This window comes from Micromonospora chalcea, from assembly GCF_002926165.1.
Lineage (GTDB): Bacteria > Actinomycetota > Actinomycetes > Mycobacteriales > Micromonosporaceae > Micromonospora > Micromonospora chalcea.
Map to the genome: position 1 here is coordinate 47,852 of NZ_MAGP01000104.1, position 24,737 is coordinate 72,588.

Here is a 24,737-nt window from a genome sequence, read left to right on the forward strand (position 1 = left end):
CCCTAGTGCAGAGCGGCGTGTCGCACGCGGTGCGCAAGTGTGGGCGTCCGAGTGGTGAAGTCGGTTCCGGGTCGTTAGCGTCTGAGCATGGCTGCCAAGGTGCTCGCGATCGTCCTGGCCGGCGGGGAGGGCAAGCGCCTGATGCCCCTGACGACCGACCGGGCGAAGCCCGCCGTCCCCTTCGGCGGGATGTACCGCATGGTCGACTTCGTCCTGTCCAACCTGGCGAACGCCGGCTTCCTCAAGATCGTCGTGCTGACCCAGTACAAGTCGCACTCGCTGGACCGGCACATCACCAAGACCTGGCGGATGTCGACGCTGCTCGGCAACTACGTCACGCCGGTGCCGGCGCAGCAGCGCCGCGGCCCGTGGTGGTTCGCCGGCTCGGCCGACGCGATCTACCAGAGCTTCAACCTGATCAACGACGAGCAGCCCGACTACGTGATCGTCTTCGGCGCCGACCACATCTACCGGATGGACCCCCGGCAGATGGTCGACGACCACATCGCCTCCGGCGCCGGGGTGACGGTCGCCGGCATCCGGCAGCCGCTGTCGATGGCCGACCAGTTCGGCGTGATCGAGGTCGGCGAGGACGGCAAGCGCATCCGCGCGTTCCGGGAGAAGCCCACCGACGCGGTGGGGCTGCCCGACGCGCCGGACCAGATCTACGCCTCGATGGGCAACTATGTGTTCACCACGAAGGCGCTGTGCGAGGCGGTCGAGCGCGACGCGGCGGACAAGACCAGCAAGCACGACATGGGCGGCAGCATCATCCCGATGCTGGTCGAGCGCGGCGAGGCGAACGTCTACGACTTCAAGGACAACGAGGTGCCGGGCAGCACCGACCGGGACCGCGGCTACTGGCGGGACGTGGGGACGCTCGACTCGTTCTACGACGCGCACATGGATCTGATCAACGTGCACCCGGTGTTCAACCTCTACAACTTCGAGTGGCCGATCTACACCGAGCAGCCGCCGTACCCGCCGGCCAAGTTCGTGCACGCCTGGGGCGAGCGGGTCGGCCGTGCGGTCAGCTCGATGGTGTCGCCCGGCTCGGTGATCTCCGGCTCGCTGGTGGAGAACTCGATCGTGTCGCCGAAGGTGAAGGTCCACTCCTGGGCGCACGTCGACGGCGCCGTGCTGATGGAGGGTGTCCAGATCGGCCGCCACGCGGTCGTCCGGCGCGCGATCCTGGACAAGAACGTCCACGTCCCGGAGGGCGCCGAGATCGGCGTCGACCTGGAGAAGGACCGCCAGCGCTACACCGTGTCCGACAACGGCATCGTCGTGATCGGCAAGGGCCAGCGCGTCGAGCCCTGAGCAGCACCACCGCAACCCGAGGAGGATCCCGCAGTGGCCCACCCCCGTGCCGGCCAGCCCGCGCAGCCCGACGATCTGGTCGACGTGCCCCGGCTGGTCACCGCCTACTACGCCGAGCACCCGGACCCGGACGACCCGGCGCAGCAGGTCTCCTTCGGCACCTCCGGGCACCGCGGGTCCAGCCTGCGCCACGCGTTCAACTCCGACCACATCCTCGCCGTCACCCAGGCGCTCTGCGACTACCGGCGCGAGCAGGGCCTCGACGGGCCGCTGTTCCTCGGCCGGGACACCCACGCGCTCTCCGCGCCGGCCGAGGCCGACGCGCTGGAGGTGCTCGCCGCCAACGGCGTCACCGTGCTGCGCGACAGCCGCGACGGCTACACCCCGACGCCCGCCGTCTCGCACGCCATCCTCACCCACAACCGGGGCCGCACCAGCGGCCTCGCCGACGGCATCGTGATCACCCCGTCGCACAACCCGCCGTCCGACGGCGGCTTCAAGTACAACCCCACGCACGGCGGGCCCGCCGACACCGACGCCACGAAGTGGATCCAGGACCGCGCGAACGCGATCCTCGCCGCCGGGCTCAAGGAGGTGAGACGCATCCCGTACGCGCGGGCGCGCGCCGCCGACACCACCGGGGGGTACGACTTCCTCGCCCGGTACGTCGACGACCTGCCCGCCGCGCTGGACATCGACGCGATCCGCGACGCCGGGGTGCGCATCGGCGCGGACCCGATGGGCGGGGCGAGCGTGGCGTACTGGGGGGAGATCGCCGACCGGCACCGCCTCGACCTGACGGTGATCAACCCGCTGGTGGACCCGACGTGGCGGTTCATGACGCTCGACGGCGACGGCAAGATCCGGATGGACTGCTCGTCACCGAACGCGATGGCCTCGCTGATCGCCGCCCGGGACGACTACGCGGTCTCCACCGGCAACGACGCCGACGCCGACCGGCACGGCATCGTCACGCCCGACGGCGGCCTGATGAACCCCAACCACTACCTGGCCGTGGCGATCGGCCACCTGTTCCGTACCCGGGAGCAGTGGGGCCCGGCCGCGGCGGTGGGCAAGACGCTCGTCTCCTCCTCGATGATCGACCGGGTCGCGGCCGACCTCGGCCGCCCGCTGCTGGAGGTCCCGGTCGGGTTCAAGTGGTTCGTGCCCGGCCTGCTCGACGGCGCCGTCGGCTTCGGCGGCGAGGAGAGCGCCGGCGCGTCGTTCCTGCGCCGCGACGGCGGCACCTGGACCACCGACAAGGACGGCATCCTGCTCTGCCTGCTCGCCGCCGAGATCATCGCCACCACCGGGCGTACGCCCAGCGAGCACTGGGCCGAGCTGGCCGACCGCTTCGGCGCGCCCGCGTACGCCCGCATCGACGCCCCGGCCGGGCGCGAGGAGAAGGCGGTCCTGGCGAAGCTCTCGCCGGAGCAGGTCACCGCCACCGAGCTGGCCGGTGAGCCGATCACCGCGATCCTCACCACCGCGCCCGGCAACGGCGCCGCGATCGGCGGCCTCAAGGTGACCACCGAGTCGGGCTGGTTCGCCGCCCGCCCGTCCGGCACCGAGGACGTCTACAAGATCTACGCCGAGTCGTTCCAGGGTCCGGAGCACCTGGCCCGGATCCAGGAGGAGGCCAAGGCGCTCGTCGACGGGGTGCTCGGGGCGTCCTGACGGTCACCGGGGCGGGGGCAGCTCCCGGCGGTTGAGCTGCTCCCGCAACCCGTCCGGCAACAGCTCGCGCAGCTGGTCCGGCAGCAGCGGCGTGCCCAGCAGGCTCAACTTGAGCTGGTTGCGCTCCTGGTAGCGGCGCGGGTCGAGGCGGACCACCCGGCCGGCGTCCTTGACGTACCGGATGTGCACCGAGCCCTCGGTCGCCGCCTGCCGGATCAGCAGCCCGTCCATCTCCACCGCCACCGGCGCCGAGTCCGCGCGCAGCTCCAGGTGCACCGTCTCGTGCGCGGAGAGCAGCACCGAGCGGGAGATCCCGGCCATCGGCGCCGACGGCGTCACCACCATCGCCTCCGTGGCCGGTGAGATCAACGGGCCGCCGGCGGCGTAGCTGTACGCGGTCGAGCCGGTCGGCGTGCTCACCACCAGCGCGTCGCAGCGGTAGTAGCCGTACCGCTGGCCGTCCACCGCCAGGGTGGCCGTGACGAACCCGGCGCCGGGCTGCCGGACCAGGGCGATGTCGTTGAACGCCACCACGTCGTCGCCGCAGACGTCGCAGGCCAGGCAGGCGTGCGACTCGACGGTGAAGTCGTGCTCCACCAGCCGTTCCAGCGCCCGGGGCAGGTCCGGCGGCTCCACCTCGACCAGGAAGCCGACCCGGCCCAGGTGGACGCCGAGCACCGGCTTCGGGTCGCGTACGGCCATCCGCAGCGCGCCCAGCATGGTGCCGTCGCCGCCGATGCTGATCAGCGCGGCGCAGCGGTCGGCCAGCTCGTCCGCGGCGACCGCCTCCACCGCGGCCGGCACGCGCGTACGGTCCTCGGCGCGTACGGCGAGGGTGATCCGGTGCCGGGCCGCCCAGTCCACGATGATCCGCACCACCTCGGAGACGTCCCGGGTGGGGTGCAGCACCAGCCCCAGCACATCTCCCGCCACCGGTACAGCTCATCACAGCGGCGCGCGGCGGCGGGCCCACCCGCGGGCGCGAAGCCGGGGAAACGCCCCCGAACAGGTGATTTCCGTACCCCCGGGTGGGTCCGGTTCGTTGGACGCGAGGTAGGGCGGGGGAACGAGTGGAGAGTCGATGCATGTCGTGATCATGGCGGGCGGCGCGGGAGTACGGCTGCGTCCCTACACCTCCACCCTGCCCAAGCCGCTCGTGCCCATCGGCGAGAGCTACGCGATCCTCGAGATCGTCCTGCGGCAGCTCGCCGATCGCGGCTTCACCCACGTCACCCTGGCGATCAACCACCTGGGCGCGTTGATCCGGGCCTTCGTCGGCGACGGCTCCCGGTTCGGCCTGGCGGTCGACTACGTCGAGGAGGACCGGCCGCTGTCGACCATCGGCCCGCTCTTCGGCATCCGGCACCGGCTGCCCGAGCACTTCCTGGTGATGAACGGCGACGTGCTCACCGACCTCGACTACGCCGACCTCCTGGCCACCCACGCGCGGTCGGGCGCGCCGCTGACGGTGGCCACCTACCGGCGTACCGTCAAGATCGACTTCGGGGTTCTTGAACTGGCCGGCGACAAGATCACATCTTTCTCCGAGAAGCCGGTCCTGCACTACCGGGTGAGCATGGGCGTCTACGGACTCTCCCGCAGCACCATCGCCCGCTACCCGGTCGGGCAGCCGTTCGGGTTCGACCAGCTGGTGCTCGACCTGCTGGGGCGGGGCGAACCACCGGCCGGCTACGAGTTCGACGGCTACTGGCTGGACATCGGCCGCCCCGAGGACTACGACGAGGCCAACCGGTGCTTCGCCGAGGTCCGGGACCTGCTCCTGCCCGCCGGCACCCCGGCCGGGGCATGATGCGCGTACTCCTCTTCGGCGCCTCCGGCTTCATCGGCGCGCACGTACGACGGGAGCTGGCCGCCACGGCGGACCTCACGTGCCCGTCGCGCGACGAGTGCGAACTGGTCACCGCGGCGCCGGAGACGCTGCGTGCGCTGCTCGACACCGTCCGGCCGGATGCGGTGGTCAACTGTGCCGGCGCGGTGAGCGGCACCGCCGAGGACCTCGTCCGGGCCAACACGCTGGTGACCGCCAAGCTGGTCGACGCCGTCGCCGTCGCCGCGCCCCGCGCCCGCCTGGTCCGCCTCGGCTCCGCCGCCGAGTACGGTCCCGTTCCGTTCGGCGCTGCGGCCGCCGAGGACCTGCCAGCGGCGCCGGTCAGTGCCTACGGCGTGAGTCAGGCCGCGGCGACCCGCCTCACGGAGCTGTCGGCCGCAGCCGGCCGGGTGGACGCGGTAGTGCTCCGGGTGTTCAACCCCGTCGGTCCCGGCATGCCCCGCACGACGCTGCTCGGCCGGGTGGCGGCGCTGCTGTCGCGCCTCGCGCCCGGCGAGGACCTGCGCACCGGCCCGCTGGACGCGTACCGGGACTTCGTGGACGTGCGGGACGTGGCCGCCGCGGTCGGGCGGGCGGTGACCGTCACGGCGCCGCGAGCCCGTGTCCTCAACGTGGCGAGCGGCCGGGCGGTGCCCGTGCGCGACGCCGTCCACCTGCTGGTCACGGCGGCCGGCCGGCCGGTCCGCGTCCGGGAGGACCATGCGCCGTCCCCCCGCTCCGCCGACGTGGGCTGGATGCGCGCCGACGTCGGCCTGGCCGCCTCGGTCCTGGGGTGGACGCCCGAACACGACCTGTACGACTCGGTCGGCGCGCTGTGGAGCCAGGCGGCTCCGGCGGCTGCGCCGGCTCGTTGAGCCGACCCGGTACCGGTACGGCCGGACCGGTGAAGAGGAGGAGCGAATCATGACCGCACAGTCGTCCGACGGGCCGGTGGTGGTGACCGGAGCCGGTGGCTTCATCGGCTCCCACCTGGTGGAGGCCCTCGTCGCCGCGGGCCACCCGGTACGCGCCCTCGTGCGCTACAACGGCGCCGGATCGCACGGCTGGCTGGACACCTTCGGCCCGGACCAGTTGGCCGGCGTCGAGGTCGTCGCGGGGGACATCCGCGACCGGGGGATGGTGCAGCGGCTTGTCGACGGCGCCTCCACCGTCTATCACCTGGCCGCGCTGGGTGGCATCCCGTACTCGTATCTCGCGCCGCAGTCCTACGTGGACACCAACATCACCGGCACGCTCAACGTGCTGGAGAGCGCGCGGACGGCCGGCGTCGGCCGGGTCGTGGTCACCTCTACGAGCGAGGTGTACGGGACGGCCACCACGGTCCCGATGACCGAGCAGCACCGGTTGCGCGGGCAGTCGCCGTACTCCGCCTCCAAGATCGGCGCGGACAAGCTGGCCGAGAGCTACCACCTCAGTTTCGGCCTGCCGGTGGTCACGCTGCGGCCGTTCAACACGTACGGCCCCCGGCAGTCCACCCGGGCGGTCATCCCCACCATCATCAGCCAGCTGGCGAAGGAGGACGGGGTGATCCGGCTGGGCGCGCTGCGTACCACCCGGGACCTCCTCTACGTGACGGACACCGTGGCCGCGTTCCAGGCCGTCGGCACGGCACCCGACGACGCTGTGGTGGGCGGCGTGTTCCAGGCCGCGACGGGCCGGGAGACCTCGGTCGGCGACCTGGTCCGCAAGATCGCCGCGATGTTCGGCGCCCAGCCGGAGGTGGTGGTCACCGAGTCCCGGCTCCGCCCGGCGGAGTCCGAGGTGGAACGCCTGCTCGGCGACGCCGGCCTGCTCCGGTCGCGGACCGGGTGGCAGCCCGTCACGAGCATCGACGAGGGGCTGAAGGCGACAGTCGAGTGGTTCCTCGATCCGGCCAATCTCGCGCGTTACCGCTCCGACCGGGCGGTGTGACGGGTTCCAAGCTCGGTGCCGCAGGAGGCTCGAACGTGATGGTGATGCAGGACAGCCGCCGGTCGTCGGCGATCGGCACGGTCCGCGGCCCCGGTGGGCCCGCAGGACCGGAGACACCGGTACGGCGCACGGGTGGTGTCGTCTCGACGGTGCTGCGCGCCACCGCCGTGGTGCTGGTGCTCAACTTCGACCAGTTCCCGCGCATGGTCGGCCGCGGGTTCCTGATCGCCGCAGTGGTGCTCGCGGTCCCGTTGCTCCTGCACGAGCTGCTCCGTCCGGCCTCGCGGTCCCGGACAGTGATCTTCTGGACCCTCGTGGTCTTCGGCGTCCTCGCCTTGCCGGGAATCCTGCACCCGCCGGAGACGGACTACGGCCGGCAGAAGTTCCTGCTGCTCATGACGCTGACCGTGTTCGCCACGGCGGCGGTGGCGGTGCTGCGCGGGCGGCGTGACGTCGAGATGTTCGCCGCCGTCTTCGTCCTGTCGGGGGTGGTGCTCGCGATCGCCACGCTCAACGGTGATCCGCAGGACGGCCGGGCCGACGGCTTCGGCTCCAACCCGATCTGGCTGGCCCGGGCAATCGGCGGTGCGCTCGTCGCTCTCACCTGGCTCTATCTGCGCAAACGGGTGGCGGCGTGGTGGGCGGCGGGCCTGGCGGTGCTGCTCGGCCTCGGTCTTCTGGCGACCGGCTCCCGGGGACCGCTGCTGGCCACTGTGGTGGCCCTCTTCATCCTGGTGCTGGCCGGGTTCCGCCTGAAGATCCGGCGGGGCCGGCGTGAGTGGGTAGGTCTGGGCCTGATGGGCGGCCTGGTGCTCGCCGTCATCGCCCTGCCGTCGCTGCTGCCGCCCCGGGTGTACGCGCTCCTGGTCGATCCGAGCGAGGAGATGTTCGGCACCGCCCGAGCGGAGATGCGGGAGGTCAGCGTGCCGATGATCGCCGAGAATCCGGGCGGCGTCGGCTACGGCAACTGGGGCGACTACTCCGGCATGCTCGTGCACAACTATCCGCACAACCTGTGGCTGGAGCTGCCGGCCGAGGCGGGCTGGCTGGTGGGCGGGGCCTTCATCTTGGCCACCGTGGTCGTCGCGGCGGGGCTCTGGCGCGCAACCAGGCGTGATCCGGTGGCTGGGTTCGTCCTGGCCGTGCTGGCCTTCAACGTGGTGGCGGTGTCGACGTCCGGGGACGTGAACGCCGGTCGTCCGCTCTTCGCCGCGTTGGCCCTCGGCGTGCTCGTGCTGGCCGGGGCGACACTGCCCGCCGGGGTACGGGCTCGCGGCGGGCGGACGCGGCCGGTCGACCGCCCGGGGGTCGCTGGGTGAGGTGGCGGGCGCGGCTCGCCATGTCGAGCGGGCGGCGCGGAGTGCTCGGCATCGCCGCCGGGTCGGCCGGCGGTCAACTGCTGGCGCTGGCCGCGGTCCCGTTGCTCGCGAGGCTCTACCGCCCGGCTGACTTCGGCGTGCTCGCCGTGGTCGCCGCGCTCGTGCTCACAGTGGGCACGGTGGCCGCGCTCCGGTTCGAGATGGCCGTTCCGCTTCCCGAGCGGGAGGAGGACGCACGCGCGCTGGTGCGGCTCGGCCTCGTCGCGGCCGCCGGCACGGCGATCCTGGCATCGGCGGTCGTCCTGCTGGCGGGGGACCGGGCGGCGCTCTGGTTCGGTCAGCCCGAACTGGCCCGCTGGCTCTGGGTGGTGCCGCCCTCCGCCGCCGCGATGGGTGTCGTCCTCGTGCTGAACCAGTTCGCGGTGCGGCACCGTCGTTACGGCGCGATCGGCCGGCGCAACCTCTTCCAGTCCGTGGCGGTGGTGGTCACCCAGATCGTGGCCGGAGTGGCGGGACTTCGCCCCGGTGGCCTGGCGCTCGGCTTCGGGTTCGGTCAGGTCGCGGCCGCCGCGGTCCTGCTCCGGGACGCCCGTCGGCGCGGCGCGACCGCCCGGGCCGGCCGGCGGCCGCCACGCCTGCTGGCGGTCGCACGCCGGTACCGGCGGTTCCCGTTCCTCCTGGCCCCGTCCGGTCTGCTCAACGTCCTCGGCACGCAGTTGCCGGTGCTGCTCATCGCCTACTGGTACGGCTCGGCGGTGGCCGGCTGGCTGGGACTGACCCAGCGGGTGCTCGCCATGCCCGCCGCGCTCGTGGCGTCCGCGGTGGCCCAGGTCTACCTGGGGGAGATCGCCCGGATCGCCAGGGAGCAGCCCCGGAGCGGCCGGCGCGCGTTTCTGCGCGCCAGCCGGAGGCTGGCGCTGGTCGCCGGTCCCGGCGCGCTCCTCGTGGTGGTCGGCGCGCCCGCGGCCTTCAGCCTGGTCTTCGGCGCGCAGTGGCACAGCAGCGGCGCCTATGCCCAGGCCCTGGCCGTCTTCATGGCGGCGCAACTCGTGGTCTCTCCGCTGTCGCAGACGCTTGTCGTGTTCGAACGACAGGGTCTTCAGCTCGCCTGGGACGCGGGCCGCGTCGCGCTGGTGGCGGGAGCCGTGTCCGTGGTGGCTCTGGTCGGCGGGTCACCGCTGACCGCGGTGTGGGCGTTCGGGGTGTCCGGCGCGCTGGCGTACGGCGTCGGGTGGCTGATGTCGCTGCGGGTCGTGACGGCGGCCGGCCGGGACCGCGGTCGTCCCCGCCCCGCGCCGCAACTCGTGTCGCAGGGGTGAGGCGTTCGACACCTTTCGTCATTTCTTGTCCGGGAAGAAATCGTTTATCCCTGCATGACGAACGACCTGCATCCGGAGCCGGCACCGCGCCTGCTGATCGTCTCGTACCACTTCCCACCGGCGGAGACCGTCGGCGCCCGCCGTCCCGCGGCCCTCGCGGCGTTCGCGGCACGACAGGGGTGGGACGTCCGGGTACTGACAGCGGTCGGGGCGAACCAGGGCACGGTTCCCGTCCCGGTGCCCGAGGAGCACCTGATCCGGGTCGCGCCGTCACCACGGCTGCCACGGCCCGGCCGAGGCGGGGGCGGCGCGGTGACCGGCGGCGGAACAGCGTCGCCATCCCGGCTCCGGCGGATCCGCGCCGGCGCCGATCGCCTCCTGGTGAAGGTCGGCATGGAGCTGTTGCTGCCGGACCCGCAGCTCAACTGGATCCGTCCACCGGCGCGCACCTTCGACCGGGCCGCCGCGGGCTGGCGCCCGGACGTCATCCTGGCGTCCGGCCCGCCCTTCTCCGGGTTCGTGGTGGCCGCGACGCTCGCCCGGCGGTTCCGGGCGCCCTGGGTCGCGGACTACCGGGATCTGTGGTCGGTCGGCAACGACCACTGGGTCCGGACAGCGCTACGCCGAGCGGTCGACAAGAGGCTGGAGCGGCGAGTGCTGCGGACGGTCGCGGCGTGCGTGACGGTCTCGGAGCCGCTGGCCGACACGATCCACCACACGTTCGGGGTGCGGACGCGTGTGGTGATGAACGGCATCGACCGTCGGCCGGTGCCGGCGGAGTCCGCCGCGACTCCCGCTGGCGTCGATGCGTCGGGGGCCACTCTGACGCTCGCACACACCGGTTACATCTATCCGGGCAGGCGTGACCCGGGCCCGCTCGTCGACGCGATCGCCCTGCTCGGCGCGGACGCCGCTCGGGTGCATGTGATCTTCGCGGGGGAGGACCACGGCATCACCCGCGCCGCCGCCGAGCGGGCCGGCGTGGCCGACTCCGTCACGCTGCTCGGCCCGGTCTCGCCGGAGAAGTCGTGGCGGATCCAGGCCGACGCGGACGCGCTGGTCCTGCTCATGTGGAACGATCCGCGGGACGCCGGCACGATGACCGGCAAGATCTTCGACTATCTCCAGGCCCGCCGCCCCGTCCTGCTGCTCGGTTACGAGAACGGCGTGGCCGCACGCCTGCTGCGCGAACGCGGCGCGGGCGTCGTGGCGAACGACCCGGCCGCGATCGCGTCCCAGTTGCGGGAGTGGCTGGCCGTGAAGGAGCGGACCGGGCGGGTGCCGGCCGTGCCGGCCACCGCGCTGGACGGACTGTTCCGGGAGGATCAGCTCGGCCGCTACCTCGACATCCTCCGGGACGCCGCCGGACGTCAGCGGACGGGACGACGAGCAGGCCCGCCCGGTCCGGCGGCGGTCTCGGCGACGGTCCGGTAGAACGACGCCCGGCGGGCGTCCAGCGTCTCGGCGGAGAAGTCATGTGCCCGGCGCAGGTTGCGGGCCGAGGCGTCCGCGAGCCGGCGCGGGTCGGCCAGCATCGCGGTGACGGCGGCGGCCAGAGCGGCCGGGTCGTCGGGTGGAACCAGGCACTCCGGATCGAGCAACTCCGGGATGCCCCCGGCGGTCGAACCGATCGCCGGAAGCGCCCGGGCCATCGCCTCGATGAGCGCCCGGGGCAGGCCCTCGGTGCGGGACGGCATCACGAACAGGTCGGCCGCGTCCAGTTGGCGGCGGACCGCGTCGGCGTCGGGCAGCGGACCGGTGAACCTCAGCCGGTCGGCCACTCCCGACCGGTCGGCCAACCGCTCCAGGTGGGGGCGGTAGGCGCCCACGCCGACATGCACGAGCCGAGCCCGGGGACCGTCGGCGGGCATCAGCGCCAACGCGGAGATGAGCGTGTCGATCCCCTTGTAGAGCTGTTCGAGCGAGCCGACGGAAACCACTGTCGCCTCGTCCGGGAGCCGCCGGACCGGCCGGGCCCGCGGCACGAACGCCGCCGGCGGCAGGTCGACGCTGGAGATGCCGGCCGTGGGCGTGGTCGGCAACGTGGGATACCTGCGTTGCAGGCGCCGTTCCGTCTCGTACGCCACCGCGGCGGCCTCGCGGCACTGCCCGCGCAGCGTCCGGGTGGACAGCGTGCGCAGCAGCGGCCGCAGCGGATGCCGGACGACTCCCGGGGCGAGCACGTCGTACGGATCGCCGATCACTTCGAGCGCGTACGGGAGCCGCGCCCGGCTACGCGCCCGGGCCAGCAGTGAGCCGATCGGTGACGGTACCCGGAGCACCACGGCGTCCGCTGGTTCCGCAGCGGCGCTCACCGCCTCGGCGATCGCCCGCCGCCCGAGCAGGTAACCCCGGGGCCCGACGTAGTACGGCAACGCCCACACCTCGACGCCGTCCCCGTCGACCCGGGCCGCGGCCTCCGGCCGTCGGTCGACGTCCCGGACCCGGGCGGCGACGCGCACCCGGTCGAAGGCGACCAGGTAGCGTCGCCAGATCGAGTTGTCCGGCCCGGCCTCGACCCACACCGCGCCGTCGGGAGTCCGGGTGAAGCGGGACTCGGACGTCACCACGACCCGCATCAGGATCTCCCACCGGTGCGGCAGACGGCCTCCACCACGTCGGCGACGTCGGCGGCCGCCACCTGGTTGTCGAAGTGCCGCAGGGCGAACTGCTGGGCCCGCTCACCGCGCAGGCGGAGCCGTCCGTCGGTGAACTCCCGGTGGGCCTGCTCCAGTCCGGCGACCAGCGCGGCCACATCGTTGCGCGGCACCACCCAGCCGGTCGTCTCGTCGACCGTCTCGGGCAGACCGCCGGCGTCGCTGACGATGCTGGGCACCCCGGTGGCTCCCGCCTCACAGGCGGCGCCGTGTCCCTCGGACAGCGAGGGACTGACGCTCACGTCGGCGGCACGGTAGCAGGCCCGGACGTCCGACACCGACGTCAACCACGTCACGCTCGGATCGCGGTCGACCCCGAAACGGCCGATCAACTCGCGGCGGTGCGCCTCGCCGGCCGCCGAGAAACCGGCGCCCACCAGGAGCAGCCGGGCGTCCGGGTGGGCGGCGCGGAACTCGCGCCACGCCGCCAGCAGCACGTCGTGTCCCTTGATGCCGCGGCCCTGGTGGACCAGCTTCCGGGGTGGATAGACGTAGGCGACCATGATGACGACGAATGCATCCTCCTCGATGCCGAGTTCGGCGCGCGCCTTCGCCCGTACCTCCCGCCGGCCGGTCGAGCCCTCCAGGTCGGCGAAGTGCGCGGTCCGGGCGCCGTAGGTGACGACCGGGCGCCGGGACGCGGGACATCCGAGCGCGCCGTAGAGGCCGGAGGTGTGGCCGGTGCCGCAGATGGTGACGTGGTCGAGCCGCCACAACACCCGCTCGACCAGCTTGATCAGCGGAGACTCCAGGTACAGCGGCCCGGCCACCATGTGCACCCGCCGCAGCGGCATGCGTAGGCTCGCGAAGCGGGCGGCGAGCGCTGACGCGTACAGGTGGTACTTCAGGACGTCCGGGCGGATCCGGCCGATCAGGCGGCGCAGCCGCCACAGGTCCCGCAGCGTCGACGGGCGCGGCCGGAAGCGGAAGTCGAACGGCGAGTCGTGCACCTCGACACCTCGCTGCCGCAGCTCCCCGGTGAGCCGCCCGGTCTCGCGCGGCAGGATCGCCACGACCTCGTGCCCGCGGCGGCGGAGTTCCTCCACCTGCGGGACGATCCAGAGTCCACCCTGGTCGGTCTTGAGCAGGACGGCGATCCGCAGCGGGCGCGTGCCCGCGCCGGCCGTCACCGGGCGTCCAGGAACTGCTCGACGGCGCCGATGACCCGCGCCAGACGGCCGTCGTCCAGGACGGAGCCGCTGGGTAGCGTGAGGCCCTGGGCGAACAGGCGGTCCGAGGCGCCCGTCACGACCGATCGGCACCCGGCGAAAACCGGCTGCCGGTGCATCGGCTTCCACACGTGCCGGGTCTCGATGTCCCGCGCGGACAGGTGGGCCCCGAGTTCCGCCGCCGCCCACCCGGTCCGTTCGGGGTCGACCACGATGCTGGTCAGCCAGCAGTTCGAGCCTTCGTCCCCGTCCCCGAGCAGGCGGACCCCGGGCACGCCGGAGAACAGCTTGGCGTACCGTTCGCGCACCAGGCGGCGCCGGCGCATCATTCCGTCCAACCGGTGCAACTGGGCCCGGCCGAGTGCGGCGAGCAGATTGCTGAGCCGGTAGTTGTAACCCACGTCGACGTGCTCGTAGTGCGGCACGGGCTCGCGCGCCTGGGTGGCCAGGTGCCGGCAGCGGGCCAGCAACGCCTCGTCGTCGGAGAGCAGCATGCCCCCACCGGACGTTGTGATGATCTTGTTGCCGTTGAACGACAGCGCGCTGAGCCGCCCGAAGGAGGCGGCCGGACGCCCGCGGTAGGTCGCGCCGAGCGCCTGCGCGGCGTCCTCGACCACCGGCACGCCCGCCGCCTCGCACACCGGCAGCAGCGCGTCGTAGTCGGCGCAGGTGCCGAACATGTCCGCGATCAGTACCGCGGCGACCTTCTCGCCGGATCGGCGCAGCATGCCGAGCATCTCGGCGAGCGCTGCCACGTCCATGTTTCCGGTCGCCGGGTCGCAGTCGACGAAGACGGGTTCGGCGCCGGTGTAGACCGCGGCGTTGGCGGTGGCCGCGAACGTCATCGTCGGCGCCACCACCACGCTTCCCGGCCCGGCCCCCAGGGCGAGCAGGGCGAGGTGCAGCGCGGACGTGCCGGAGTTCAGGGCCAGCGCGCCGGCCGTCCCGACGCGGTCCGCGACCTCCCGCTCGAACGCCTCCACCTCGGGGCCGAGCGGCGCGACCCAACCGGAGCGGATCGCGCGGAGCACGTATGACTCCTCCAGGGGCCCGACGTCGGGCGGGGAAAGGTAGATCCGGCCGGTCATCGAGCCTCCGTCCCCGCAGCGGGATCACGGTCGTGGCAGCGAAGGGTCACGGACGGTAAAACGGGACAACCGGCAAGGAGTGATGGCGTACGCCGTGTTCGTGCCGAAAAGCACACGATCGTGCCGCGCGACGCCGTCGAGCCGGGAACCGCTGAGCCCGGGAACGAGTAGAGTTCGGCGGCCCCGCCAGGAATCAACGATCCGGGAGTCCCGAGTGCTGCACCTGAGGGTGATCGCGCCGCGCGACCAGTCGTCGGCGGTCGTGGAGCTGCTGGCCGCCGACCCCGGCGTCACGCACCTCGTGGTGCTGCCGGGCGCCGCCCGCCAGCCCGCGGGTGACTACGTCACCTGCGACGTGGTCCGGGAGAGCGCCGACGGCGTACTGAGCCGGCTCCAGGAACTCGGCGTCGAGGCGCACGGCGCGATCGCCACCAACGACGTCGAGCTGACCCTGTCCGAGGCGGCCGACCGGGCCGCCGAAGAAGCCCCCGGCCACGGGGAGGACGCCGTGGTGTGGGACGAGATCGCCGCGAAGACCGGCGAGCAGACGGTGCTCACCGGCACGTTCCTCGCCCTGATCGTGGTGGCCACCATGATCGCCGGAATCGGCGTGCTGCTGGACCAGCCCATCCTGATCGTCGGCGCGATGGTGGTCGGCCCCGAGTTCGGTCCGCTCGCCGCGCTCTGCGTGGCGTTGCTGCGGCGTCAGCCGCGCGTGGTCGGCCACTCGGTCAAGGCGCTGACGGTCGGTTTCCTCGTCGCCATGGCGGCCACCGCGCTGAGCACCTGGGCGCTCACCGCGGCCGGCCTGGTCGACCGGGACATGCTGCTGGCGGAACGGCCGATGACCGACTTCATCTGGCGTCCGGACGCGTTGTCCTGGGTGGTGGGCCTGCTCGCCGGCGTGGCCGGCATGCTGTCGCTGACCTCGAAGAAGTCCGGCTCGCTCGTGGGTGTGCTGATCTCGGTGACCACAGTGCCGGCGGCGGCGAACGTGGCCGTCGCGTCCGCGTACGGCGTGTGGCACGAGGCGGCCGGCTCCGCCCTCCAACTGGTGATCAACCTGGCCGCGATCGTGCTCGCCGGGCTGCTCACGCTCGCGGTCCAGCTGTGCTGGTGGCGGCACGTCGCCCGGCGGGCCGCGCACGCGGTGCCCCGGCAGCGGGCAGACCGGCGTCCGGCCCCGGTCAGCGCCAGTCGTCGCCGGCGTCGAGACGACGGCTGAGCAGGGTCGCCAGCGGCACCGACTCGCCGTCCCGGCCGCCCCGGCCGACCACGAGCGGCGGCGGACTGGGCGGCGGGTCCGCCCCGAGCAGCCGCGTCCGCAGGCCCGGCGGCACGGTGAGCAGGTAGAAACGCCCGTCGGTGTCCACCGCGCGGCTGTGCGCCCGGTCCACGTACCAGCCGGTGATCCGCGTGCGGTAGCGACCGCGCCCGTCGTGCCCGGTCGCGGTCAGCCGGCCGGCGCGCAGCCCGCGCCGCAGCGCCTCGGCGGCGAACCGGGCCACCAGCTCCGCGGCCTCCGCCTGCTCGGCCTCGCGTTCGCGGGCGGCGGCCTCCGCGTGCGCCCGCACCGCGTGGCGTCGCCGCTCCCGCCACCGCTCGTCGTCCTCACCGCCCACGACCGCGAGGGTACGCGGAACCGGCCCCGCCCGGCGCACAGGCCGTCGGGCCCGGCGCGCGCACCGCCGAGGCTGCGGTGATCAAGGGGTTTGTGTCAGTCGAACGCCCCGAACAGGCCACAAACTCCTTGGTCAACAACGCGCTTGGTGAGTGGTGTTCGCGGCTCCGGCAGGCGTGACCCGTCCCTTTCCCGGCGCGCTGCCCGGTGTGATCAACTCCAGCTCGCCGAAGTGGTGGTGTCGCGGAGCCTCTGATACCACCACCTCGGCGAGATCGTGTTGATCAAGGGTTCCATGCCGGTGCCTCGGCCCGTCCCCGCGGCCGTCGCCCTGCCGGGGCGCGTGACCGCGACACGGGCCGGCGCGTCGCGGTTCCCCGGCGGGGCTGCCGGGCTGAGGCGTTCGTGACCTCGGCCCGGCAGCGGGACGTGTCAGGCCAGGCCGGCCCGTCGCAGCGCCTCCGCCATGGCGTCGTTGAGCGGGGCGCCGCCACCGCGCCCGGGCCGCTGCTGCTGGCCACCGCGCGACCCGCCGCCCTGCCCGCCACCGCGCTGGTCGCCGCCCTGCCCGCCACCGCGCTGGCCGGCGCCCTGCCCGCCGCGACCCTGGCCGCCGCCCGAGCCGCCGCGCTGGCCGCCTCCGCCCTGCCCGCCGCGACCCTGGCCGCCCCGGCCCTGGCCGCCCGGCCGCGGACCGGAGCCGCCCCGGCCGTCGCCGCTCGCCGGGCGCCCGCCGCCGGCCGGCGCCTCGTCGTCCAGCCGCAGCGCCAGCGAGATCCGCTTGCGCGGCACGTCCACGTCGAGCACCCGGACCTTCACCACGTCGCCGGACTTCACCACGTCGCGCGGGTCCTTGACGAACGTGTGCGACATGGCCGAGACGTGCACCAGACCGTCCTGGTGCACGCCCACGTCGACGAACGCGCCGAACGCGGCCACGTTCGTGACCACGCCCTCCAGCACCATGCCCGGCGTCAGGTCGCTGATCTTCTCCACGCCCTCGACGAACGTCGCGGTGCGGAACTCGGGGCGCGGGTCGCGGCCCGGCTTCTCCAGCTCGGCCAGGATGTCGGTGACGGTGGGCAGGCCGAACGTGTCGTCGACGAAGTCGGTCGCGCGCAGGCCGCGCAGGATCGCCGACTTGCCGATCAGCGCGCGCAGGTCCTGCCCGGTGGAGGAGAGGATGCGACGCACCACCGGGTACGCCTCGGGGTGCACGCTGGAGGAGTCCAGCGGGTCGTCGCCGCCGGGGATGCGCAGGAAGCCCGCGCACTGTTCGAACGCCTTCGGCCCGAGCCGGGGCACCTTCTTCAGCTCCGCCCGGGTGCGGAATGGCCCGTTGGCGTCGCGGTGCAGCACGATGTTCTCGGCCAGCCCGGCGCCGATGCCGGACACCCGGGTGAGCAGCGGCGCGGAGGCGGTGTTGACGTCCACGCCGACCGCGTTGACGCAGTCCTCGACCACCGCGTCGAGCGAGCGGGACAGCTTCACCTCGGACAGGTCGTGCTGGTACTGCCCGACGCCGATCGACCGCGGGTCGATCTTCACCAGCTCGGCCAGCGGGTCCTGGAGGCGGCGGGCGATCGACACCGCGCCGCGCAGCGAGACGTCCAGGCCGGGCAGCTCCTGCGAGGCGTACGCGGAGGCGGAGTAGACCGACGCGCCCGCCTCGGAGACCACCACCTTCGTCAGCTTCAGCTCCGGGTGCTGCTTGATCAGGTCGGCGGCGAGCTTGTCGGTCTCCCGGCTGGCGGTGCCGTTGCCGATCGCGACCAGTTCGACGCCGTGCGCGGCGGCGAGCGTGGCGAGCGTGTGCAGCGAGGCGTCCCACTGCCGGCGCGGCTCGTGCGGGTAGATCGTGTCGGTGGCGACCACCTTGCCGGTGGCGTCGACCACCGCCACCTTCACGCCGGTGCGCAGGCCCGGGTCCAGACCCATGGTGGGACGCGCGCCGGCCGGCGCCGCCAGCAGCAGGTCACGCAGGTTGGTGGCGAAGACCCGCACGGCCTCCTCCTCGGCCGCCTGCCACAGCCGCATCCGCAGGTCCGCGCCGAGGTGGATGAGGATCCGGGTACGCCAGGCCCAGCGCACCGTGTCGGCCAGCCACTTGTCGGCGGGCCGTCCCTGGTCGCTGACGCCGAAGCGTCCCGCCACGGCGGCCTCGTACCGGCTGGGGCCCGGGTTCGCGTCGGCGTCCCCGTCGGCCTCCGGATCCATGGTCAGCTCCAGCACGCCCTCCTTCTCGCCCCGGAACATGGCGAGGATGCGGTGCGAGGGCAGCTTCGGGTACGGCTCGGCGAAGTCGAAGTAGTCGGCGAACTTCGCCCCGGCGGTTTCCTGACCCTCGCGTACCCGGGAGACCAGCCGGCCCCGCGACCACATCTGCTCGCGCAGCGTGCCGATCAGGTCGGCGTCGTCGCCGAAGCGCTCGATCAGGATGGCCCGCGCGCCGTCCAGCGCGGCGGCGGCGTCCGCGACGCCCTTGTCCGGGTCGGCGAACCCGGCGGCGACCGCCTTCGGGTCCTGCGCCGGGTCGGCGAGCAGCGTGTCCGCGAGCGGCTCCAGCCCGGCCTCGCGGGCGATCTGCGCGCGGGTGCGCCGCTTCGGCTTGTAGGGCAGGTAGATGTCCTCCAGGCGCGACTTCGAGTCGGCGGCGAGGATCTGCGCCTCCAGCGCCTCGTCGAGCTTGCCCTGGCTGCGGATCGACTCCAGCACCGCCGCGCGCCGCTCGTCCAGCTCGCGCAGGTAGCGCAGGCGCTCCTCCAGTGTGCGCAGCTGCGCGTCGTCGAGCAGGCCGGTGGCCTCCTTGCGGTAGCGGGCGATGAACGGCACTGTGGCGCCGCCGTCGAGCAGCTCGACTGCTGCCCGCACCTGACGTTCGGCGACGCCGAGTTCCTCGGCGATCCGCTGGTGCACTGACTGGGTCACGATCTGATCCGCCTTCTCGGGTGGGTTCCCGTGCATTCTGCCGTCCCGGTGCGACGCCGGCGTCCGCGCCCGTCCGCGTCCGGCGGAGGATACCTAAAAGTCAGAAGTATTCATGTTATGTACGTCTATTCCACGCATGATGAAACGAGGGTGGCAAAAGCGACAAGAGGTTGCTGGGATGGGAGGCACAATCCCGACCTTGGAGGTCCCATGAGGATCCGCCTGTCCTGGCGCGCGCCGGTGGCCGCGGTGCTCGCCCTCGGCCTGGCGGGGACGCCGGTGACCGGCGCGGCGGCGGCCCTCCCCGAGCGGAGCGCGACGCTCAGCGCGTACGCCCGGGACGGCTACCTGCCGCGCCTGCTGCCCGGCTCGGTCTCACCGACCTCGCGGCAGATGACAGTCCCGCGGACCGACCCGCTGGCGCACGACGCCTCCGGGGTGCGGCTCTTCAACTGGCAGGACGTCCTCTACGACCACCCGGTGGTCCAGGCCGACTGGGGGCTGGACAACCTCAACGCCTACCAGGTCACCGGTGACCGCTTCTTCCTGGACCGGGCGATCGCGCAGGCCCGGCGGAACCTGGACCGCAAGGTGGAGTCCCGCGGGGCGTGGTGGTACTCGTACCCCTTCGACCTGCCCCGGTGCACCGGGCTGGTGCTCCAGGCGCCCTGGTACAGCGCCATGGCGCAGGGGGAGCTGCTCAGCCTGTTCGTCCGGCTGTACGAGGTGACCGGCGACGCCACCTGGCGTACGGCGGCGGACCGCACGTTCCTCAGCCTCACGCTCGAACCGCAGCTCGGCGTGCCCTGGGTCAGCTGGACCGACGCGGACGGCTACCTGTGGCTGGAGGAATACCCGGACAGCCCGGGGGTGCGCGGGGAACGGGTCCTCAACGGCATGATCTACGCGTTCTACGGCGTGTACGACTACTGGCGGATCACCCGGGACAGCCGGGCGGTGAGCCTGATGGACGGGACGGCCACGACGGTGCGGCGGTACGTGCCGGCCATATTGCGCGTCCCGCAGTGGGCCAGCCGGTACTCGGTCGGCTGCGCGCGTTCCTACCCGAGCTACCACCAGGTGCACACCCAGCAGATGCTCTCGCTGCACCAGCTGACCCATGCCGGCGTGTTCGCCGCGTACGCCGACGTGCTGCGCGCCGACTATCCGTACCCACCGGTCGACGGCATCGTGTGGTTCGGTCCCGGCTCCCACGTCGCCTACCAGTTCGATGCGGCCGGCCGGATCGTCGCGCAGAAGTCGATCAATCTGATCCGCTTCTCCACCGCCACCGCCGACCAGCGCGTCCGGGTGACCGGCCGGGGCGTCTACTACCGAATGGCCAACGGCGTGTTCGCCGGCATGTTCGTCGCGGAGGACGCCGCGAACCGGTGGCTCGCCGGGAAGTTCGTCCAGCACACGTACGCGCCCACCCGGTTGCTGACCGTGGAGCCCGGCACCTACACCGGCTACGCCTACGACAGCAGGTGGCAGGTGGTCGGGTCCAAGACCGTCACCTTCCCGCGCACCTCGGGCGCGCCGATGGGGGCCAGTGCCTGGGTGAACGGCCGCCTGAGCTACCAGGTCACCGCCGGCACCTACCTGGGCTACTGGCTGCCGGCGGCCCCCGGGCTGGTGCTGGGGGACGCGCCCCCGCTGCCCTAGACACAGGTCGTGGCGCGCCGGGCGAGTCGCTGCGCTAGCGTGGCGATCATGGAGGCACCTGCGGATCCGCGGGCCCGGCGGCTCTTCGGGGGCAGCGCCCGGGCACTCGGCGACCTGGCGGCCGGCCCGTTCCGGGCCGACCGGGACCGGATCGTCGGCTCGCCGTTCTTCGCCCGGCTGAACGGCGTCACCCAGGTGATCAGTCCCGGCGGGTCGGGGCTTCTGGTGCACAACCGGCTCACCCACAGCCTGAAGGTCGCCCAGGTGGCGCGCGCGATCGCCGAGCGGCTGATGGCCGACCCGGTGTACCGGGACCTGCTGGACAAGCTCGGCGGCTGCGACCCGGAGGTGGTGGAGGCCGCCGCGCTCGCGCACGACCTCGGCCACCCGCCGTTCGGGCACCTGGGGGAGCGGGTGCTGGACCGGCTGGCCCGGCAGCGGCTCGGGCTGGCCGACGGCTTCGAGGGCAACGCCCAGTCGTACCGGATCGTCACCAGCACCGAGATCCGCGGCGCGGCGACCACCGGGCTGGATCTGACCGCGGCGGTCCGGGCCGCCATGCTGAAGTACCCGTGGACCCGGCTGGACCATCCCGACCCGCACCCCCGGCACCTCGACCCGGCGCCCCGCGGCGCGGCGGCCCCGCCGGAGGACCCGGAGAGCGGGTCGGTGAAGTTCGGCGCGTACCGCACCGAGCTGGACGACCTGCGTCAGGCGCGGGAGCCGTTCGCCGGCCGCATCCCGGACTGGCAGCAGACGCCCGAGGCGTCGGTGATGGACACCGCCGACGACATCGCGTACGCGATCCACGACGTGGAGGACTTCTACCGTGTCGGGGTGCTCCAGCAGGGCGCGGTGGCGGCCGAGCTGATGGCCTGGCAGCGCGAGTGCGGGCACCTGCGGTCGATCACCGCGTCCGCGCTGGAGGCGGCGGGCCGGCGCCCCGGCGCGGCGATCGAGCGGCTGCGCCGGCAACTGCACCGCAAGGACGGCTGGATCGCCGACGACGAGGCGTTCGCCGCCGCAGTCGAACACGTTCGCGAGGAGCTGGTGGAGGGGCTGCTGGCGCTGCCGTTCGACGGCTCGATCGAGGCGGAGCAGTACGTCGCCCGGTTCTCCGCGCGCTGGTCCACCCGCTTCGTGGACGCCATCACGGTGACCCCGGACCCGCACGTCCGCTCCGGGTACGTGCTGCTGGCCAAGGCGCAGTGGCACGAGGTGCAGGTGCTCAAGTTCGTGCACCACCGGTTCGTGCTGGCCCGCCCGGACCTGGCGCTGCACCAGCGCGGCCAGGCCCGGCTGCTGGGCACGCTGGTGGAGGCGCTCTGGGAGTGGCTGCTGGACCCGGACGAGGAGTCCCGGCTGCCGCGCCGGCTGCACGACCTGGTGGAGCTGGCCGAGGCGGAGCTGCACCCGCGTACCCCGGACCGGATCGGCCGGGCCCGGGGCCGGGCGATCGTCGACTTCGTCGCGCAGCTCACCGACGGTCAGGCGGTGGCCATGCTGGACGCGCTGTCGGGCCGTTCCGGCGCGCTCTGGACCGACGCCTTCGTGCTCTGAGGGCCGCTCAGCGGGCCGGTACTCCCTTGACCACGATCTCCGGCGGCACGTCGCGTACCACGCACGCGCCGGCGCCGACCGTCGCACCGGCGCCGACCCGCAGGCCGGGGAGCACCACCGCGCCCGCTCCGATCAGCGCGGCGGTGTCGAGGCGGCAGTCGCCCGACACGGCCGCGAGCGGGTGCAGGGAGACGTAGTCGCCGACCACGCAGTCGTGCGCGAGTGTGGCGTTCTGGTTGACGTGCAGGTGCCGCCCGGCGGTGACGTTGGTGGTGATCCGGCCACCGGCGAACACCACCAGGCCCTCGGCCGACACCAGGTCCGGGCCGACGGTGGCGTCCGGGTGGACGAGACTCGCCGCCGGCCTGCCGTACGTGTCGACCCGCGCGCCCACCTTCTGCCGGACACGTGGGTCGCCCAGGCCGAGGACGACGTGGGTCTGCGGCGGTAGTTGGCCGAGCGCCGCCACGGTCCCCAGGTACGGCGCGCCACACGACTCGGCGCGTTTGCGGTTCTGCTCGGACGGGTTGTCGTCGACGAAGCCGGCCAGCCGCCACGGCCGCCGCGCGGCGGACTCGTTGACCGCCGCCACGATCTGGGCGATCTCCCGGCCGTGGCCGCCGCACCCGACGACGACGAGGTCGAGGGTCACCGGGACCCGCTTCCCGCGGTCGCCGCCACCGGATCCTCCGCGGCGGTGCCACGGAACTCGTGCGCGGTGGCGGCGCCGGGCGCGCTGATGCCCTGCTGCCGCAGCACCGCGACTGCGGTCCGGGCCAGGATGCGGGCGTCCAGCCGCAGGCTCCAGTGCTCCACGTAGCGCAGGTCGTAGGCGAAACGCTCCGCCCAGCCCAGTTCGTTGCGGCCGTTGACCTGCGCGAGCCCGGTGAGGCCGGGCCGGACGTCGTGCCGGCGGAACTGCTCCGGCGTGTAGAGGTCGCGGTAGCTGGTCGGGAACGGGCGCGGGCCGACCAGGCTCATGTCGCCGCGCAGGATGTTCCAGAGGCTGGGCAGCTCGTCCAGGCTGGTGGCCCGCAGCCAACGCCCCAGGGGCGTCAGCCGTGCCTGGTCGTCGCCGGGGGAGAAGCCGTCGCCGCCGCCCGCCATGGACCGGAACTTCAGGATGGTGAACTCCCCGCCGTACCGGCCGATGCGCCGCTGGCGGAAGAGGACCGGGCGGCCCATGCCGAGCAGCACCGCGACCGCCACCGCGGCCAGGATCGGTGCCGTCACCAGCAGGGCGGTCGCCGAGACGACGACGTCGACACCCCGTTTGACGGTGGCGGCGACGCCTGCCTGCGGTGTGGGTGTGCGGGGGTCTTCCACGCCTGGGGAGAGGCGAACCTGCATGCTGTCCTCCGGCCGCTGACTCGTCAGCGAACAGAGTACGCAAATATGCGCAGAAGATTGCCTTGTCCGAATTTTTCGGCGTGGCTCAGGCGACCGACTGCCACCAGCCGTCGACCGCCGGCGGCTCGTCCACGACCACCCGCTCGCCCGGGCGCGGCACTGCGAGCCGCACGTCGCGCGCCTTCGCCTCGGCCCAGAGCCGGTCCACCGGCTCGGACCAGTCGTGCAGGGCCAGGTTGAACGTGCCCCAGTGCACCGGCACCAGCAGTCCGCCGCGTACGTCGAGGTGGGCGGCGACCGCCTCCTCCGGGAACATGTGGATGTGCGGCCACGCCCTGTCGTACGCGCCGATCTGCATCAGCGTCACGTCGAACGGGCCGTGCTCGGCGCCGATCGCGGCGTATCCGTCGAAGTAGCCGGAGTCGCCGGTGTAGAAGACCTTCCGGTGCGTACCGGTGATCGTCCAGGAGCTCCACAGCGTGCCGTCGCGGCGCAGTCCGCGCCCGGAGAAGTGCTGCGCGGCGGTGGCGGTGAGCGTCAGCCCGCCGGCCCGGTGGCTCTCCGACCAGTCCAGCTCGACGATCCGGTGCTCGGGTACGCCCCAGCGGGCCAGGTGGGCGCCGACGCCGAGCGGCACCACGAACGGTGCGGACTGGAGATCGGCCAGCGTGCGGACGGTCTCCATGTCGAGGTGGTCGTAGTGGTCGTGTGAGATCAGCACCGCGTCGAGCGGGGGCAGGTCGGTGAGGCGGACCGGCGGCTCGTGGATGCGCCGCGGGCCGACCAGCCCGGACGGGGAGCACCTGTCGCTCCACACCGGGTCGAGCAGCACCCGCTGCCCCTCGATCTCGACGAGCGTGGAGGCGTGGCCGTACCAGACGACGTTCAGCTCGCGGGCCGGGTCGGCGGCCGGCGCGGCGCCGGGGCGCAGCAGCGGCACCGGGCTGCCCGGCCGCCGCTTCTGCTTGCCGAAGACCAGCTCCCGGAGCAGGTTGCGGCCCGGGTCGGCGACCATGGTGGCGCTGGCGCCGGCCGGGTTGTGGAAGGTGCCGTCGCGGAAGCGCGGTGACCGGGCCGCCCGTTCCGCCCGGGCGCCGGTGAGCCGTCCGCCGAGCTGCGCCGGTACGTCCCGCGCCGTCCAGGCCAGCCCGGCGACGGCGGCCAGCCCGGCGAGCTTCCACACCCGCCCGCCGCGCGTCCGGTCCGGTTCCTGCCCCGTTGCTTCCCGCATACTCGTCCCTCCGCCGTGTCCCGCCGTACACGGTAACCACAGTCGTCCCGGTCCGCCCGCACGCCGGCCACCC

Annotated in this window: 20 protein-coding genes; 11 read left to right on the forward strand and 9 right to left on the reverse strand. The window is 73.2% G+C overall.

Annotated elements, in window-relative coordinates; translation table 11 throughout:
* Window positions 1-87 precede the first annotated feature (87 nt).
* Window positions 88-1,320 (forward strand): glucose-1-phosphate adenylyltransferase, encoded by a 1,233-nt coding sequence (glgC, locus tag BAW75_RS11900; protein WP_043325096.1) that lies wholly within the window; start codon window positions 88-90, stop codon window positions 1,318-1,320.
* 33 nt (window positions 1,321-1,353) lie between these two features.
* The gene (gene pgm, locus BAW75_RS11905) at window positions 1,354-2,997 is read left to right on the forward strand and encodes a phosphoglucomutase (alpha-D-glucose-1,6-bisphosphate-dependent) (protein WP_069089946.1); all 1,644 of its coding nucleotides are present in this window, start codon (window positions 1,354-1,356) and stop codon (window positions 2,995-2,997) included.
* Between the two features lie 3 nt (window positions 2,998-3,000).
* On the opposite strand, the gene BAW75_RS11910 is transcribed toward pgm, so the two are convergent.
* Window positions 3,001-3,930, reverse strand: coding sequence for an NAD(+)/NADH kinase (locus BAW75_RS11910; RefSeq protein WP_104113607.1), 930 nt, complete (start codon window positions 3,928-3,930; stop codon window positions 3,001-3,003).
* Window positions 3,931-4,078: 148 nt separating this feature from the next.
* Here BAW75_RS11910 and BAW75_RS11915 point away from each other — a divergent pair, with 148 nt between their 5' ends.
* Genes BAW75_RS11915 through BAW75_RS11940 form a run of 6 tightly spaced genes read left to right on the forward strand, consistent with a single transcriptional unit; the run spans window position 4,079 to window position 10,829 of the window.
* Complete coding sequence (locus BAW75_RS11915; protein ID WP_069089945.1) at window positions 4,079-4,807, forward strand: sugar phosphate nucleotidyltransferase; 729 nt, start codon at window positions 4,079-4,081, stop codon at window positions 4,805-4,807.
* Window positions 4,804-5,700, forward strand: coding sequence for an NAD-dependent epimerase/dehydratase family protein (locus BAW75_RS11920; protein ID WP_104113608.1), 897 nt, complete (start codon window positions 4,804-4,806; stop codon window positions 5,698-5,700). Before BAW75_RS11915 ends, BAW75_RS11920 begins: the two co-directional genes overlap by 4 nt.
* 49 nt (window positions 5,701-5,749) lie before the next feature.
* Window positions 5,750-6,757 (forward strand): SDR family NAD(P)-dependent oxidoreductase, encoded by a 1,008-nt coding sequence (locus BAW75_RS11925; RefSeq protein WP_069089944.1) that lies wholly within the window; start codon window positions 5,750-5,752, stop codon window positions 6,755-6,757.
* Between the two features lie 38 nt (window positions 6,758-6,795).
* Entirely contained in the window at window positions 6,796-8,076 is a 1,281-nt protein-coding gene (locus tag BAW75_RS11930) for an O-antigen ligase family protein (RefSeq protein ID WP_146074833.1), read from the forward strand.
* The gene (locus BAW75_RS11935; RefSeq protein ID WP_083297124.1) at window positions 8,073-9,395 is read left to right on the forward strand and encodes an oligosaccharide flippase family protein; all 1,323 of its coding nucleotides are present in this window, start codon (window positions 8,073-8,075) and stop codon (window positions 9,393-9,395) included. The genes BAW75_RS11930 and BAW75_RS11935 overlap by 4 nt, the downstream gene beginning before the upstream one ends.
* A 54-nt stretch (window positions 9,396-9,449) precedes the next feature.
* The gene (locus BAW75_RS11940) at window positions 9,450-10,829 is read left to right on the forward strand and encodes a glycosyltransferase (RefSeq protein WP_104113611.1); all 1,380 of its coding nucleotides are present in this window, start codon (window positions 9,450-9,452) and stop codon (window positions 10,827-10,829) included.
* On the opposite strand, the gene BAW75_RS11945 is transcribed toward BAW75_RS11940, so the two are convergent.
* Genes BAW75_RS11945 through BAW75_RS11955 form a run of 3 tightly spaced genes read right to left on the reverse strand, consistent with a single transcriptional unit; the run spans window position 10,766 to window position 14,309 of the window.
* Window positions 10,766-11,974 (reverse strand): glycosyltransferase, encoded by a 1,209-nt coding sequence (locus BAW75_RS11945; RefSeq protein WP_104113612.1) that lies wholly within the window; start codon window positions 11,972-11,974, stop codon window positions 10,766-10,768. The genes BAW75_RS11940 and BAW75_RS11945 overlap by 64 nt on opposite strands.
* On the reverse strand, window positions 11,974-13,182 hold the full coding sequence (locus BAW75_RS11950) for a glycosyltransferase family 4 protein (RefSeq protein WP_104113613.1): 1,209 nt from the start codon (window positions 13,180-13,182) through the stop codon (window positions 11,974-11,976). Before BAW75_RS11950 ends, BAW75_RS11945 begins: the two co-directional genes overlap by 1 nt.
* The gene (locus BAW75_RS11955; protein ID WP_104113614.1) at window positions 13,179-14,309 is read right to left on the reverse strand and encodes a DegT/DnrJ/EryC1/StrS family aminotransferase; all 1,131 of its coding nucleotides are present in this window, start codon (window positions 14,307-14,309) and stop codon (window positions 13,179-13,181) included. The genes BAW75_RS11950 and BAW75_RS11955 overlap by 4 nt, the downstream gene beginning before the upstream one ends.
* A gap of 214 nt (window positions 14,310-14,523) precedes the next feature.
* Here BAW75_RS11955 and BAW75_RS11960 point away from each other — a divergent pair, with 214 nt between their 5' ends.
* Window positions 14,524-15,534 carry a DUF389 domain-containing protein gene (locus BAW75_RS11960; protein WP_104113615.1) on the forward strand — a complete coding sequence of 337 codons (1,011 nt, stop codon included), beginning with the start codon at window positions 14,524-14,526 and terminating at the stop codon, window positions 15,532-15,534.
* On the opposite strand, the gene BAW75_RS11965 is transcribed toward BAW75_RS11960, so the two are convergent.
* Together BAW75_RS11965 and BAW75_RS11970 are read right to left on the reverse strand one after the other, a co-directional pair.
* Entirely contained in the window at window positions 15,497-15,931 is a 435-nt protein-coding gene (locus tag BAW75_RS11965; RefSeq protein WP_104113633.1) for a hypothetical protein, read from the reverse strand. The two genes, BAW75_RS11960 and BAW75_RS11965, sit on opposite strands and share 38 nt — an antisense overlap.
* A gap of 431 nt (window positions 15,932-16,362) precedes the next feature.
* The gene (locus BAW75_RS11970; RefSeq protein WP_104113634.1) at window positions 16,363-18,858 is read right to left on the reverse strand and encodes a Tex family protein; all 2,496 of its coding nucleotides are present in this window, start codon (window positions 18,856-18,858) and stop codon (window positions 16,363-16,365) included.
* Window positions 18,859-19,068: 210 nt separating this feature from the next.
* On the opposite strand from BAW75_RS11970, the gene BAW75_RS11975 reads away from it, so the two are divergent.
* Both BAW75_RS11975 and BAW75_RS11980 read left to right on the forward strand, forming a co-directional pair.
* On the forward strand, window positions 19,069-20,523 hold the full coding sequence (locus BAW75_RS11975) for a D-glucuronyl C5-epimerase family protein (protein ID WP_167435558.1): 1,455 nt from the start codon (window positions 19,069-19,071) through the stop codon (window positions 20,521-20,523).
* A 48-nt stretch (window positions 20,524-20,571) separates the two neighbouring features.
* Complete coding sequence (locus BAW75_RS11980; RefSeq protein WP_104113635.1) at window positions 20,572-22,083, forward strand: deoxyguanosinetriphosphate triphosphohydrolase family protein; 1,512 nt, start codon at window positions 20,572-20,574, stop codon at window positions 22,081-22,083.
* A gap of 7 nt (window positions 22,084-22,090) precedes the next feature.
* Here the strand turns inward: BAW75_RS11980 and BAW75_RS11985 are convergent, their stop codons facing one another.
* The 3 genes from BAW75_RS11985 to BAW75_RS11995 all read right to left on the reverse strand — a co-directional run bounded on the left by BAW75_RS11985 (window position 22,091) and on the right by BAW75_RS11995 (window position 24,664).
* Window positions 22,091-22,735: a NeuD/PglB/VioB family sugar acetyltransferase gene (locus BAW75_RS11985; protein WP_104113617.1), complete on the reverse strand. Its 645-nt coding sequence runs from the start codon at window positions 22,733-22,735 to the stop codon at window positions 22,091-22,093.
* A complete protein-coding gene (locus BAW75_RS11990) occupies window positions 22,732-23,409 on the reverse strand; it encodes a sugar transferase (RefSeq protein WP_244206089.1) in 678 nt (225 codons plus the stop codon). The genes BAW75_RS11985 and BAW75_RS11990 overlap by 4 nt, the downstream gene beginning before the upstream one ends.
* A gap of 109 nt (window positions 23,410-23,518) precedes the next feature.
* Window positions 23,519-24,664 (reverse strand): MBL fold metallo-hydrolase, encoded by a 1,146-nt coding sequence (locus BAW75_RS11995; protein ID WP_104113619.1) that lies wholly within the window; start codon window positions 24,662-24,664, stop codon window positions 23,519-23,521.
* Between the last annotated feature and the right edge of the window lie 73 nt (window positions 24,665-24,737).